The 13,522-nt window shown below is 71.5% G+C and carries 12 protein-coding genes; 2 read left to right on the top strand and 10 right to left on the bottom strand.

The window, feature by feature from the left end:
- Nucleotides 1–27: 27 nt before the first annotated feature.
- From AB0C84_RS18900 to AB0C84_RS18855, 10 genes are all read right to left on the bottom strand, one after another.
- Nucleotides 28–1,038, bottom strand: coding sequence for a LacI family DNA-binding transcriptional regulator (locus tag AB0C84_RS18900; protein WP_179847395.1), 1,011 nt, complete (start codon nt 1,036–1,038; stop codon nt 28–30).
- 36 nt (nt 1,039–1,074) lie between these two features.
- Entirely contained in the window at nt 1,075–2,499 is a 1,425-nt protein-coding gene (locus AB0C84_RS18895; protein ID WP_361067608.1) for a GH1 family beta-glucosidase, read from the bottom strand.
- Nucleotides 2,496–3,398, bottom strand: coding sequence for a carbohydrate ABC transporter permease (locus AB0C84_RS18890; protein ID WP_258939513.1), 903 nt, complete (start codon nt 3,396–3,398; stop codon nt 2,496–2,498). Before AB0C84_RS18890 ends, AB0C84_RS18895 begins: the two co-directional genes overlap by 4 nt.
- Entirely contained in the window at nt 3,395–4,291 is an 897-nt protein-coding gene (locus AB0C84_RS18885; protein ID WP_246397577.1) for a sugar ABC transporter permease, read from the bottom strand. Before AB0C84_RS18885 ends, AB0C84_RS18890 begins: the two co-directional genes overlap by 4 nt.
- A gap of 202 nt (nt 4,292–4,493) precedes the next feature.
- Nucleotides 4,494–5,801, bottom strand: coding sequence for an extracellular solute-binding protein (locus AB0C84_RS18880; protein WP_258939514.1), 1,308 nt, complete (start codon nt 5,799–5,801; stop codon nt 4,494–4,496).
- Nucleotides 5,802–5,966: 165 nt separating this feature from the next.
- Nucleotides 5,967–7,013: a LacI family DNA-binding transcriptional regulator gene (locus AB0C84_RS18875; protein ID WP_361067603.1), complete on the bottom strand. Its 1,047-nt coding sequence runs from the start codon at nt 7,011–7,013 to the stop codon at nt 5,967–5,969.
- 10 nt (nt 7,014–7,023) lie between these two features.
- Nucleotides 7,024–8,670 (bottom strand): glycoside hydrolase family 13 protein, encoded by a 1,647-nt coding sequence (locus AB0C84_RS18870; RefSeq protein ID WP_361067600.1) that lies wholly within the window; start codon nt 8,668–8,670, stop codon nt 7,024–7,026.
- A 31-nt stretch (nt 8,671–8,701) separates the two neighbouring features.
- Complete coding sequence (locus tag AB0C84_RS18865) at nt 8,702–9,532, bottom strand: carbohydrate ABC transporter permease (protein ID WP_361067597.1); 831 nt, start codon at nt 9,530–9,532, stop codon at nt 8,702–8,704.
- Nucleotides 9,529–10,545: a sugar ABC transporter permease gene (locus AB0C84_RS18860; RefSeq protein WP_361067594.1), complete on the bottom strand. Its 1,017-nt coding sequence runs from the start codon at nt 10,543–10,545 to the stop codon at nt 9,529–9,531. The genes AB0C84_RS18865 and AB0C84_RS18860 overlap by 4 nt, the downstream gene beginning before the upstream one ends.
- A 5-nt stretch (nt 10,546–10,550) precedes the next feature.
- Nucleotides 10,551–11,852: an ABC transporter substrate-binding protein gene (locus AB0C84_RS18855; protein ID WP_361067591.1), complete on the bottom strand. Its 1,302-nt coding sequence runs from the start codon at nt 11,850–11,852 to the stop codon at nt 10,551–10,553.
- 209 nt (nt 11,853–12,061) lie between these two features.
- Between AB0C84_RS18855 and AB0C84_RS18850 the strand changes: the two genes are divergently transcribed.
- Both AB0C84_RS18850 and AB0C84_RS18845 read left to right on the top strand, forming a co-directional pair.
- A complete protein-coding gene (locus AB0C84_RS18850; RefSeq protein ID WP_361067588.1) occupies nt 12,062–12,763 on the top strand; it encodes a nucleotidyltransferase domain-containing protein in 702 nt (233 codons plus the stop codon).
- Nucleotides 12,760–13,506, top strand: a complete 747-nt coding sequence (locus AB0C84_RS18845) for a nucleotidyltransferase domain-containing protein (RefSeq protein ID WP_361067585.1) — start codon at nt 12,760–12,762, stop codon at nt 13,504–13,506. Before AB0C84_RS18850 ends, AB0C84_RS18845 begins: the two co-directional genes overlap by 4 nt.
- Nucleotides 13,507–13,522 lie beyond the last annotated feature (16 nt).

Here is a 13,522-nt window from a genome sequence, read left to right as displayed (position 1 = left end):
ATAGGCGCGGCGCGGACCGGCCCGGGCTCACGCGGAGTCGCGCAGCACCAGGTGGGGGCGCAGGATGACGACCGGGTCCGCGACGGTCTCGCCGCGGATCCGGGACACCAGCAGCCGGGCCATCTCCCGGCCCATCTCCTCCGGCGACTGGTGGACGGTGCTGAGCGGCGGGTCGGCCAGCGGCGCGGCGGCCGAGTCGTCGAAGCCGATCACCGCGACGTCGCCGGGGATGCTGCGCCCGCTGCGGTGCAGGACCCGCAGCGCGCCGAGCGCCATCGGGTCGTCGGCGGCGAACACCGCGTCCAGCTCCGGCTCGGCGGCCAGCAGCCGCTCCGCCGCGGTGATGCCGCTGGCCTCGCCGAAGTCGCCGTACTCGACGTACTCGGGCAGCCCCGCCGCGGCGAGCGCCTCCCGGTAGCCGGCCAGCCGGTCGATGCCGACCCCCATGTCCTGGGGGCCGGCGATGGTCGCGATGCGCCGCCGGCCGCCCGCGATGAGGTGGCCGACGGCCTCGCGGGCGCCGCTGCGGTTGTCGACGTCGACGTAGCTGACCGGGTGCAGGCCCGGCGGGCGGCCGCCGAGGACGGTCGGCACGCCGTTGGCCTCCAGCTTCGCGGGCAGCGGGTCCTCGGCGTGCAGGGAGGTGAGGAGCACCCCGTCCACGTGCTGGGTGGTGAGGTAGTCCTCCAGCCGGCCGTACTCGTCGGGGGAGCGGGCGAGGGCGAGCAGGAGCTGCAGGCCGGTGTCGCCGAGGCCGTTGCTGATCCCGCGGATGATCCCGGCGAAGTACGGCTCGCCGAACAGCCGCTGGTCTGACTCGGCGACGACCAGGGCCACGGTGTCGGTGCGGCGGGTGACGAGGGTGCGGGCCGCGCGGTTCGGCACGTACCCGAGCTCCTCGATCGCCTTCAGCACCGCCTCGCGGGCCTGCGGGCTGACCCGCGGCGAGCCGTTGACCACCCGGGACACCGTGCCGCGGCCCACGCCGGCCCGCGCCGCGACCTCCTCCAGGGTCGGGCGCGTGCTCCTGCCCGTCATCTGGCCCCCTTCGTCCGTGCCGTCGCCCCCGCCGGGTCAGCCCCGCTCGGGCAGCCCGCCCCGCCGGATCACTCCGGCGTACCACCGTGCGCTGTCCTTGGGCACCCGGCGCTGCGTGGCGTAATCGACGTGGACCAGCCCGAAACGCTTGGAGTAGCCCCAAGCCCATTCGAAATTATCCAGCAGCGACCACGTGAAATAGCCGTGCAGCGGGACGCCCTCGGAGATGGCGTCGTGGCAGGCCCGCAGGTGCGCGTCGAGGTAGGCGATGCGGCCCGCGTCTTGGACCGTGCCATCCTCGTCAGGGACCTCGTCGTAGCCGGCGCCGTTCTCGGTGATGTACAGCGGGACGGACGGGTACTCGCGGTGCAGCCGGGTCAGCACCTCGTGCAGGCCGCCCTCGTCGATCTCCCAGCCCATCCCGGTGACCGGGCGCCCCGCCGGGACGAACCGGACGTGGGCGCTTCCGGGCCAGGGGGAGTTCGTCGCGAACGGCGACGACGCGGTCTGCGCCGCCTCGCCGGGCGTCCCCGCGACGGTGTGCCGCGAGTAGTAGTTGATGCCCAGCTGGTCGAGCGGCTGGTTGATGACCGCGAGGTCCGCGTCGGGCGGGGTGAACCCGTAGCGGGAGGTGTCGGCGAGGACGTCCTCGGGGTAGCGGCCGAGCAGCAGCGGGTCGAGGAACAGCCGGTTCTGCAGCCCGTCGATCCGGCGCGCCGCGTCGGCGTCGGCGGGGTCGCCGGTCGCGGGGGAGACCGCGTAGAGGTTGACGGCGGCGCCGAAGCGGTTGTCCGGGTGGCGCGCCCGCATCGCCTCGACGGCCAGGCCGTGCCCGAGCATGAGGTGGTGCGCGGCCAGCAGGGACGCCGGCGGGTCGACGCGCCCGGGCGCGTGGTCGCCGGAGGCGTAGCCGAGGAACGCCGCGCACCACGGCTCGTTCACCGTCATCCAGTGCGCGACGCGGTCGCCGAGCGCCGCGTGCACGTGGTCGGCGTACTCGGCGAACCGGTGGGCGGTCTCCCGCTCGGGCCAGCCGCCCTTGTCCTCCAGCGGCTGCGGGAGGTCCCAGTGGTAGAGCGTCGGCCACGGCTCGATGCCCGCCTCCAGCAGCGCGTCCACCAGCCGCCGGTAGAAGTCGAGGCCCTCGGCGTTGAAGGCCCCGGCCCCGGACGGCTGCACCCGCGGCCAGGAGATCGAGAACCGGTACGCGGTGAGCCCGAGGTCGGCCATGAGCGCCACGTCCTCGGGGAAGCGGTGGTAGTGGTCCACCGCGACGTCGCCGGTCTCGCCGCGCAGGACCTTGCCCGGCGTGCGGCAGAAGGTGTCCCAGATGGACGGGCCGCGCCCGCCCTCGCCCGCGGCGCCCTCGATCTGGTAGGCGGCGGTGGCGGCCCCCCAGCGGAACCCGGTCGGGAAGGGGGCGGCGGGAGCCGCGCTGGTGTCGTCCTTGAGGGAGGTCACGCCTTCACTGCACCTTCCATGATCCCGCCGATGATCTGGCGGCCGAAAACGATGAACACCACGAGCAGCGGCAGGATCGCCACGCTGGTCCCGGCGAACATGAGCGTGTAGTCCTTGAAGTAGGCGTTGGCCAGGTTGTTGATGGACAGCTGGACCGTCGGGTTGTCCGGGCTCAGCACGGCCAGCGGCCACATGAACTCGTTCCAGGTCTGCATGAACGTGAACAGCCCGAGGACGCCCGCGGCGGGGCGCAGCGCGGGGAGCACGACCCGCCAGTAGATGCCGAACGTGGTGCACCCGTCGACGCGGGCCGCCTCGATCAGCTCGTCCGGGACGGCCTGGTCGGCGTACTGCCGCATCATGAACACCCCGAACCCGGTGACCAGGAACGGGACGATGACCGCCTGCAGGTGGTTCTGCCAGCCCAGCTTCACCATGATCATGTAGAGCGGGATGATGCCCATCTGCACCGGGATCATCATCGTCGCGATGATGGTGAGCAGCAGCCCGTTCTTGCCGCGGAAGCGCAGCTTGGCGAACGCGAACCCGGCCAGCGAGGCGAAGAACACCGTGGAGACCGTCACCGCGGCGGAGGCGATCGCGGAGTTCAGCAGGCCCTTGGCGAAGTAGGCCTCCGGGTTGTCGAACAGCCGGCCGACGTTGTCGCCGCCGTGGCCGCCCGGCAGCAGCGGCGGCGGGACGTCGGCGACCACGCTGTTCGTGCGGGTCGCCACGATGATCATCCAGTAGATCGGGAAGATCGACAGCGCGAGCGCCACGACCAGCGTGAGGTAGGTGAGCGGGCTGGCGTTCCACAGGCCGCGGTAGCGGCCGGGGTGCGCCGCGGCGCGCCTGCCGCCGCGGTCGCGGCCGCCGGGGCCGGCGAGGAGCGTGGTCACTTGGTGCCTCCCGTGCGGCGCACGGCCAGGAAGTTGATCAGGGAGAACACGATGATCATCACGAACAGCGCCCAGGCGACCGTCGCGCCGTAGCCGTAGCGGTCATGGCCGAACGCGTTGTCGTACATGTACATCGTGATCGTCTGGAACTGGTGCATCGGGCCGCCGTCCATCTTGTTCGGCGTGCCGACGCTGAACAGCACGGGCTCGGTGAACAGCTGGAGCCCGCCGATCGTCGAGATGATCACCGTGAAGATGATGGTGGGGCGCAGCATCGGCACCGTGATCTGCCAGAACTGCCGGAGCCGGGACGCGCCGTCGATCGCGGCGGCCTCGTAGAGGTCCTTGGGGATCGCCTGCATGGCGGCCAGGTAGATGAGCGCGTTGTAGCCGGTCCAGCGCCAGTCCACCATCATCGCGATGGCGGCCCAGGACCAGCCGCGGCTGCTCGACCAGTGGATCGGGTCGATGCCGACCAGCCCGATCGCCCAGTTGATCATGCCCCAGTCCTTGTCGAACATCTGGGTGAACACGATCGCGACGGCGGCGGTCGAGGTGACCAGCGGGGCGACCATCCCGATCCGGAACATGGTCGGCAGCCGCATCCGCCGGTTCAGGGTGTTGGCGATGAGCAGCGCGAGCACGAGCTGCGGGCCGGTCGACAGGACGAAGATCCCGAGGGTGTTGACCGTGGCGTGCCAGAAGTCGGCGTCGCTCAGCAGGTAGTCGTAGTTGTCGAGCCCGACGAACTCGCGGGTCCCGGAGGCCAGCTCCCAGTCGTGCAGGGAGACCCAGAGCGTGTAGACGAGCGGGAAGGCGCCGAAGACCAGGAAGACGAGGTAGAACGGCGAGATGAAGGCGTAGGGGGCGCCCTTCACGTCGAGCCGGGCCAGCCGGGCGCGCCAGGTGGGGCGCGGCCCCGGCGGCGCCGGCGCCGGGGAGGCCGTCGGCGGGCCGTTCCGGCCGGGGCGCAGATCGGTGGTCACGTCGTGCGCCTCCTTTCCGAGGACGGGACGAAGCGGGGGAGTGGGAACGGCGGCGGCGCCGGCGGGGAGGTGCGGTCCGGCGCCGCCGCCGCGGTCGGGGGGCCGCCGGTTACCTGGCGGCCTTCTTCGCCTCGTCGACGGACTTCGTCCAGGCCTGGTCGGGCTTCTGCTTGCCCTGGCCCACGGAGATCAGGACGTTCTCCACCGCGGCGCGCACGTCCTCGTTCTTCGGCCCGAGGTGCACCGGCTTCACCGCGGCCACCAGCTGGCCGAAGATCTGCCCGATCGGGGCGTCGTTGAAGTACGCGCTCTTGGCGCCCGCGACCGCCGGGTCCTGCGCGGCCTGCGGCGAGGACGGGAAGACGTTCGCGGCCTTGAACGCGCCGACCTGGCCCTCGGGGGAGGTCAGGTACGAGGCGAGCTCGGCGGCGGCCTTGGCGTGCTTGGTCTGCTTGGGCACCGCGAGCCACGAGCCGCCCCAGTAGCCGGAGCCGCCGGGCGTGGTCGCCACGTCCCACTTGCCCTTGCCGGCCGAGCCGGAGAACTCCTCGATGCCGCCGAGCATCCAGGACGGGCACGGCAGGGTCGCGAAGGTGTCGCGCTTGAGGGCGGTCTGCCACGGCGGCGTGAAGATCGACATGTCGGAGGTGAGCTTGCTCGTCTCGAACTTCAGCGACGTGTCGAACGCCTGCTTGACCGCCGGGTTGCTGTCGAAGACGAGGTTGTCGCTCTTGTCGAAGAAGCTGTAGCCCGCGCCGCTGCCGGCGTTCTGCAGGACGGTGGCGCGGAAGACGGCGGTGGGGCCGTCCAGCCACTTGCTGCCGGGCACCTTCTCCTGGAACTTCTGGCCCGTGGACAGGAACGCGTCCCACGTCGGCCAGAGCTTGCCGACCTCGGTGCGGTCGGTGGGCAGGCCCGCCTTCTTGAACAGGTCCGTGCGGTAGCACATGGCGAGGGGGCCGACGTCGGTGCCGAGGCCGATGAGCTGCTTGCCGTCCGGGGTGAGGCCCGCCTGCCACTTCCACGGCAGGAAGTTCTTCTCCAGGTTCTTGCCGCCGTAGTCGAACAGGTTGAGGAACTTGGCCTTCTGCTGCATGTAGAGCGGCAGGATGCCCTCCTCCAGCATGACGACGTCGCCCGCGCCGCTGCCGGTCGCCATCCACTGCTGGATGCGCGGCTTGTACTCGTCCAGGGTGGAGACCTTGCGCTGCTTGATCTTCACGTTGGGGTGGGACTGCTCGTACTGCTTGTAGAGCGCGTCGTAGCCCGGCTCGCCGAAGACGTCGACGGTCAGCTCGACCGGCCCGCTGTCGGAGCCCCCCTTGTCGTCGTCGCCGTCGCCGCACGCGACGGCGAGGCCGCCGACGAGTACCGCCGCCATCGCCGTACTCAGTCCGCGCCGCATGATGGCCCTCATGGCGGACCCCTCTCAGGTTGTGGTGGTGCATCGGTGTGGGAGCGCTCCCACGGATGAAAGACCGTGACCCGGCTCACTGTCAATGTGCCGAAACATAACCGTTACAAGAACCTGGCTCGCGCGACAGCCGGGTCAGGCCTGGTCCGACACCCCGTCAGGCCCGGGTCAGCCCTCCTTGGCGGAGGTCAGCCGGGCCGCCGACGGGGCCGGCGCCGTCGACCGCCGGACGACGAGTTCCGGCCGGTAGAGCAGCTCGGTGCGGGGCGCGCGGGCGCCGCGGATCTCGTCCAGGACGGTGCTCACCGCGGCCATCGACATCTCCCGCACCGACTGCCGGACGGTGGTCAGCGGGGGGTCGAGGTAGGCGGTCAGCAGCGAGTCGTCCATGCCGGTCACCGACACGTCCTCGGGCACCTGGAGGCCGCGCGCCCGGGCGGCCCGGATCGCGCCGAGGGCCATGATGTCGTTGCCGCCGCAGATCGCCGTGCAGCCCGCGTCGAGCAGCTTCGCGGCCGCCGCCTGCCCGCCCTCGACGGTGTACATGGTGTTGACGACCAGCTCGTCCACCTCGCCCGGGGCGAGCCCGGTGTGCGCGGCCATCCCGCGCCGGAACCCCTCGCTCTTGCGCCGCGTCGGCACGTACACGTCCTGGCCGATCGCGAGGCCGATCCGGCGGTGGCCCATTGCGGCCAGGTGCGCGACCACCGCCTCCATCGACGCCACGTCGTCGTTGGAGATGTACGGCGCGTCGATGTCGGGACGGTAGCCGTTGATCAGGACGATCGGCAGGGCCTGTTCGAGCAGCCGCGCGTAGCGGGCGCGATCGGAGTTGGCGTTGGCGTGCAGGCCGTTGACGAAGATGATCCCCGCGACGCCGCGCTCCAGCAGCATCTCGATGTAGTCGTCCTCGGCGACGCCGCCCGGCGCCTGCGAGCACAGCACCGCCATGTACCCGTGCCGGGCCAGCGCGCTCTCGATGACCTCCGCGAACGCCGGGAAGATCGGGTTGGTCAGCTCGGGGATGATCAGCCCGATCAGCCCGGCCCGCTGCTGGCGCAGCCGGGCCGGGCGCTCGTATCCGAGCACGTCCAGGGCGGTCAGCACCGCCTGGCGCGTGGTCGGGGACACGCCCGGCTTGCCGTTGAGCACGCGGCTCACGGTCGCCTCGCTCACCCCGGCGTGCGCCGCGATGTCCGCCAGGCGTGTCGTCATGGCTTTCAAGTTATCCCTCCTCGACGTCCCACCACAGTGCGGTGTCCGGGGGCAGGTCGACGTCTCCGCCGTTCACGGAGCCGTCGGCGCGGACCGGCCCGCTCGCCAGGAGCGGGGTCCCCCGCACACGGACGCGCGCGGTGGCGTCGCCCATGTTGACCGCGCACGCGAGCCGCCCGTTCCCGCCCCCGGCCGCACGCACGAAGACCAGTGTGCCGGGTGAGCTCGCGATCCAGGACAAATCCCCGTCCCCGAGTGCCGGATGATCGCGGCGCAGGCGCAGCGCCGCGCGGTAGAGCGCCAGCATGGAGCCGGGCTCGCCGTCCTGCGCGGCCACGGTCAGGTCGCGCCACGCGGTGGGGATCGGGAGCCACGGCGCGGCTCCCGCGCCGAACCCGAACGGGGGCTCCTCGCCCTCCCACGGCAGCGGGACGCGGCAGCCGTCGCGGCCCGCGCCCTCGCCGCGCAGCCGCTGCGGGTCCTGCTGGAACTCCTCCGGCAGGTCCAGCACCTCCGGCAGGCCGAGCTCCTCGCCCTGGTAGACGTAGGACGAGCCGGGCAGCGCGAGCGTCAGCAGCGCGGCCGCGCGGGCGCGCCGCAGGCCGGTCTCGCCGTCGCCGTACCGGGTGACGTGCCGTTTCACGTCGTGGTTGGACAGCACCCAGGTCGCGGGCGCGCCGACGGCCCCGGCGGTGCGCAGCGACTCCTCGATCACCGCCCGCATCCCGGCCGCCTCCCAGGGCGCGGTCAGGTAGTGGAAGTTGAACGCCTGGTGCAGCTCGTCGGGACGCGTGTAGTCGGCGAGCCGCTGCGGAGTGGGCGCCCACGCCTCGGCGACGGCGATCCGCTCGCCGCCGTAGGAGTCGAGCAGGCGGCGCCACGCGCGGTGGATGTCGTGGACGGCGTCCTGGTCGAAGTAGGGCAGGACGGCCGTGCCGAGCATCTCCGTCTGGTTGGGATGGCCCACGTCGGGCAGGCCCGGCGCCTTGGCCATGCCGTGCGCGACGTCCACGCGGAAGCCGTCCACGCCGAGGTCGAGCCAGAACCTCAGGACGTCGGCGAACTCGGCGTGGACCTTGGGGTTCTCCCAGTTCAGGTCGGGCTGCTCGCGCGCGAACAGGTGCAGGTACCACTGGCCGTCCGATACCCGCGTCCAGGCGGGGCCGCCGAACACCGACTCCCAGTCGTTCGGGGGTTCGGCGCCGCCCGGCCCCCGCCCGTCCCGGAAGACGTAGCGGTCGCGCTCGGCGGATCCGGGGGGCGCGGCGAGCGCGGCCCCGAACCAGGCGTGCCGGTCGGAGGTGTGGTTCGGCACGACGTCCACGATGATCCGCAGCCCGTGCGCGTGCGCGTCCGCGATGAGGTCGCGGGCGTCGGCGAGGGTGCCGAACAGCGGGTCGACGTCGCGGTAGTCGGCCACGTCGTAGCCGAAGTCGGCCATCGGCGAGACGTAGAACGGCGTGAGCCACAGCGCGTCGACGCCGAGGCCGGCCAGGTAGGGCAGCCGGGACCGGATGCCCGGCAGGTCGCCGACGCCGTCGCCGTCGGAGTCGGCGAAGCTGCGCACGTACACCTGGTAGATGACGGCGTCGCGCCACCAGCCGCCGCCCTCGGCGCGGTCGCCCGCGGTGTGGACGAGCAGGGTGTCCTGGGTCATGAACATCCTTCGTGTCGGGAGCTGTCGGGTGCTACTTGACGCCGCCGGCGGTGAGCCCGGCGACGATCCGGCGCTGGAAGACCAGCACCACGGCGATGAGCGGGACGGTCACGATCACCCCGGCCGCCATCTGGGTGCCGAACGGCTGGTCGAACCCGGAGACGCCGGTGAACTTGGAGATCGCGACGGTCGCGGTCTGCATCTCCTTCTTGTTGACCATGGACAGCGCGATGAGGAACTCGTTCCACGCGGCGATGAAGGTCAGGATCGCCGTGGTGAACACCCCGGGCGCCGCCAGCGGGACGATGATCTTGCGGAAGGCCTGGCCGCGGGTGCAGCCGTCCACCATCGCCGCCTGCTCCAGCTCGAACGGCAGCTGCCGGAAGAACGCGGTGAGCAGCCACACCGACAGCGGCAGCGCGAACCCGAGGCTGGGCAGCACCATCGCCTGGTAGGTGTTGATCCACTTGATGTCGGTGAAGAGCTTCAGCAGCGGGACCAGCTGCGAGATTCCCGGGAACATCGTCGTCGCGACGATCAGCCCGAGGACCGCGTTCTTGAACCGGAAGTCCAGGCGGGCGAGCGCGTACGCGGTGAACGTGCCGATCAGCAGGGTGAGCACGGTGGTGGTCCCCGCCACGATGACGCTGTTCAGCAGCGCGCGGCCGAAGCCGTTGTCGCCGGAGAACACCGCGGAGAAGTTCTCCCACGACCACCGCGCCGGGACGAGCGAGTTGTCGAACTGGTCCTGCGGGCGGCGGAACGCCGAGATCGCCATCCAGTAGAACGGCGCGAGGCAGTACACGGCCACGGCGGCGAACCCGAGGTAGGACAGCGTCCGCCTCAGCGGTGAGCCGGTCATGACGCCCTCCTTCCGGCGCGCGCGGGCCGGACGGCGCGCGGACGCCTGGTGCGCTGGCGGGCCTCGCCGATGATGTCGGCGCCGAGCAGCTTCACGAACAGGTAGGCGATCAGCGCGATGTACAGGAACAGGATGGTCGCGTACGCCGCCGCCGACCCGTACCGCAGGTTGGACGCCTCGAACCAGGCGATCATCGTCAGCGTCTCCACGGACTTCTGGTTGACGCCGATCAGCACGGCGGGCAGGTCGAACATCCGCAGCACGTCCAGCATCCGGAACAGCACGGCGACCAGCAGCGCGGGCTTGACCAGCGGCAGCGTGATGCGGAGGAACTGCTGGACCGGGCCGGCGCCGTCCACCCGGGCGGCCTCGTAGACGTCCCGGGGGATCATCTGGAGCCCGGCGAGGACGAGCAGCCCGATGAACGGGGAGGTCTTCCACACCTCGGCGATGACGACGGCCGCCTTGGCGGGGAAGCCGTCGGCGGTCCACAGGATCTCCTGGCGCAGCACCGCGTTCGCGGCGCCGTCGGCCTGGAAGATCCACCGCCACAGCAGCCCGGAGATCGCGGTCGGGATCGCCCACGGGACGAGGATGCTCGCGCGCACCAGCGCCCGCCCGCGGAACGCCTGCTGCATGATCAGCGCCATCGCGACGCCGATCACCGTCTCCAGGACGACCGTGGTGAGGGTGAAGAACGTGGTGTTGGAGAAGGCGTTCCAGAACGCGTCGGCGCGGTCGCCCTGGAAGATGGCGGTGTAGTTGCCGAGGCCGACGAAGCGGTCGCCCTCCACGACGAACCCGTCGGCGTCCAGTCCCTCGCCCCGCGCGTACAGCGACTCGCGGAACCCGGCGAGGACCGGGTAGCCGATGACGAGCGCGAGCACGAGCAGGGTGGGCGACAGCAGCAGCGCCGCGAGCCGCCGCGTCCCCTGCACGTCGCTCTTCCCGCGTCCGCGGGGCGCGCCCGCCGCGGCGGTTCCGGCGGCGGGCGCGCTCTCGGTGGTGGTCATCCCGCTCACTGCGCGGTCAGCGGCTGGAGCTTGGACTGCAGGTCGGTCAGGGCCTGGTCGGCGGGCTTCTTCCCGGTCACCGCGTCGTACATCTCGCCCTGGACGGCGGCGGTGACGTCGCCGTACTTGACCGCGACCGGACGCGGCCTGGCGTTCGCGATGGCCTGCTTCAGGACGGGCAGGTACGGGAACTTCTTCACCATCTCGGGGTCGTCGTACAGCGCCGCGACGGTGGGTGCCTGCGAGGTCGCGAGGAGGTTGGCGCGCTGGGCCTGCTCACCGGTCAGGTAGCGGACGAAGTCGAGCGAGGTCGCCTTGTTCTTGGCGAACGCGGAGATCGCGAGGTTGTGGCCGCCGAGGTTGGCGACGCCCGGGCCGTTCGGGCCGGGCAGCGGCGCGACCGCGAACTTGCCCGCCACCTTCGACGAGCCGTCGCCGGAGTCGGCCAGCCCGTACTGGTACGGCCACTGCCGCTGGAAGATCAGCTTGCCGGACTGGAAGTAGCGGCGGCCGCCCTCGGTGTCGAGGGTGACGGCCTCCTTCGGCATGTGGTCCTTCTTGGCGCCGATGAGGAACTCGACGCCCTGTTTGGCCTGCGGGGTGTTCAGCGTGGGCTTGCCGTCGGGGCCGATGATGGAGCCGCCGGCGCTCTCGATCGCCTCGACCGCGCTGATCGTCATGCTCTCGGTCTTGTTGACCTCGGTGAAGAAGCAGTCGGCGTCCTTGGCCTCGGGCAGCTTCGTGACCTTGGCGCAGTCGTCCCACATCTCGGTGTAGGTCTTCGGCGGGCCGGAGATGCCGGCCTTCTCCAGCAGGTCCTTGCGGAAGTAGAGCATCCCGGCGTCGGAGGTGGACGGCACGGCGTACAGCTTGTCGCGGTACTGCCCGGTGGCGATGGTCGCGGGCAGCATCCTGGACAGGTCGATCTGGCCCTTGGGCAGCTGGGCCAGCCACCGGTTGGCGGCGAACTCGGCCGTCCACACCACGTCGAGGTTCAGCACCGAGTAGGCGTCGGACTTGGTCGTGGCGTTCTGGATCATCTGCTGCCGCTGGTCGTTCGGCTCGTCCGGCAGCTCGATGATGCGGACCTGCTCCTTCGGGTGCTCGGTGTTCCAGCCGTCGAGCTGCTTCTGCAGGTAGCCCGAGCGGTCCTTGCCGGTGACGAAGGTGATCGGGCCGCGGCCCTGCAGGCTCGCCGCTCCCGCGCCGCCCTTCGAGCCGCCGTCGTCATCGCCGCCGCAGGCGGAGAGCGAGAGCGCGAGGGCGGCGCAGACGACGGTGCCGCCGATCATGGGGGTGCGCCGCATGGTGTCCTCCTTCGCGGGGACGTCCCTGGCCGGGCCGCCGTCCCGCAGGTCAAGAGTTGGGGGTGGCTGGTCCGGGACGTTAGCAACGCGTTTCAGTCGCGTAAACCGCTTGCAGAAACTTTCTGCAAGTCCGTGGCCGATCTGTAACCGTTTTGCACAAGCCGGACAATCCGGTCGACATGCCCGTGGCCCTGCGCAAGGCTGCCCGGGTGACGAAACCCGACTCCTCCGGCGCGCTCGGCCTCGTCCGCGACCACACGATCCTGTCGGTCGTGGCCGGGTCGCGCGCCTACGGTCTGGCCACGGACGAGAGCGACGTCGACCGGCGCGGCGTCTACGCGGCCCCGGCGCCCCTGTTCTGGGGTTTCGCCAAGCCGCCCACCCATCTGGACGGCCCGCTGCCCGAGCAGTTCTCCTGGGAACTGGAGCGCTTCTGCGAGCTGGCGCTGGGCGCGAACCCGACGGTCCTCGAATGCCTGTGGTCGCCGCTGGTCGAGCGGGTCACGCCCGTCGGAGAGGAGCTGCTGGCCCTGCGGACGGCGTTCCTGTCCCGGCACGCGCACCGCACGTTCTCCCGCTACGCCGAGGCCCAGTTCCGCAAGCTGGACGGTGACTTGCGCAACGGAGGCGCCCCGCGCTGGAAGCACGTCATGCACATGCTGCGGCTGCTGGAGAGCGGCCTGCACCTCGTCCGGCACGGCGAGCCGCGGATGGAGGTCGGCGACCTGCGCGACCGGCTTCTCGCCGTCCGCCGCGGCGAGGTCGGCTGGGACGAGGTCGGCGCGTGGCGCGCCTCCCTCGACGCGGCGATCGAGGAGGCCCTGGACCGCAGCCCGCTGCCGCCCGAACCCGACCGCGCCGCGGTCGAGGAACTGCTGATCTCCGTCCGACGCAGGAGCGTGACCTGGTGAGACTCCCCGAGGGCATGGCCGGCCGCCTCGCCGCCGGCCATCCCTACCCCCGCGCGTTCCTCACCGTCAGCGGCGCGCACCTGTACGGGTTCCCGTCGCGGGACTCCGACGTCGACCTGCGCGGCGTCCACCTGCTGCCGCTGGAGGAGATCGTCGGCCTGGAGACGGGGGAGGAGACCGTCACGCTGATGTGGGACCACGCCGGAGTGGAGGCCGACGCGGTCACCCACGACCTGGCCAAGTTCTGCACGCTGCTCCTGCGGCGCAACGGCTACGTCCTGGAGCAGCTCATGTCGCCGCTGGTCGTGGCCACCTCCCCCGTGCACGCCGAGCTGAAGTCACTCGTCCCCGGGCTGGTCACCTTCCACCACGCGCACCACTACCTCGGTTTCGCGCGGTCCCAGTGGCAGCTCTTCGAGCGGTCAGGGGAGATCAAACCGCTCCTCTACACATTCCGGGTGCTGCTGACAGGCGTCCATCTGATGCGGACCGGCGAGGTCGAGGCCGACCTGACGCGGCTCGCCGGCGACGGGCCGTCCTACCTGCCGGACCTCATCGAGGCGAAGCGGGCGGCCGAGCACGGCGCGCTGCCCGGCGACGCGCCGGACGCGTCCCGCCTCCAGGAGGACATCGCCGTGCTCACGGTCCTTCTGGAGGCCGAACGCGACCGCAGTGCCCTCCCCGAAGCGCCCGCGAACCGCCGCGCCCTCCACGACTTGGTGGTCCGCGTCCGCCTGGGCTGAACCCTGGAGCGCCTCC

The organism is Actinomadura sp. NPDC048955 (assembly GCF_040649435.1).
In the GTDB taxonomy this organism is placed as follows: Bacteria; Actinomycetota; Actinomycetes; order Streptosporangiales; family Streptosporangiaceae; genus Spirillospora; species Spirillospora luteofluorescens.
This window is presented reverse-complemented; position numbering and strand designations above follow the sequence as displayed.

Excerpts from the sequence above, each read along its gene's own strand:
- AB0C84_RS18880 (WP_258939514.1), bottom strand. The coding sequence starts at position 5,801 with ATGAGGGCCATCATGCGGCGCGGACTGAGTACGGCGATGGCGGCGGTA.
- AB0C84_RS18865 (WP_361067597.1), bottom strand. The coding sequence starts at position 9,532 with ATGACCGGCTCACCGCTGAGGCGGACGCTGTCCTACCTCGGGTTCGCC.
- AB0C84_RS18900 (WP_179847395.1), bottom strand. The coding sequence starts at position 1,038 with ATGACGGGCAGGAGCACGCGCCCGACCCTGGAGGAGGTCGCGGCGCGG.
- AB0C84_RS18855 (WP_361067591.1), bottom strand. The coding sequence starts at position 11,852 with ATGCGGCGCACCCCCATGATCGGCGGCACCGTCGTCTGCGCCGCCCTC.
- AB0C84_RS18875 (WP_361067603.1), bottom strand. The coding sequence starts at position 7,013 with ATGACGACACGCCTGGCGGACATCGCGGCGCACGCCGGGGTGAGCGAG.
- AB0C84_RS18860 (WP_361067594.1), bottom strand. The coding sequence starts at position 10,545 with ATGACCACCACCGAGAGCGCGCCCGCCGCCGGAACCGCCGCGGCGGGC.
- AB0C84_RS18870 (WP_361067600.1), bottom strand. The coding sequence starts at position 8,670 with ATGACCCAGGACACCCTGCTCGTCCACACCGCGGGCGACCGCGCCGAG.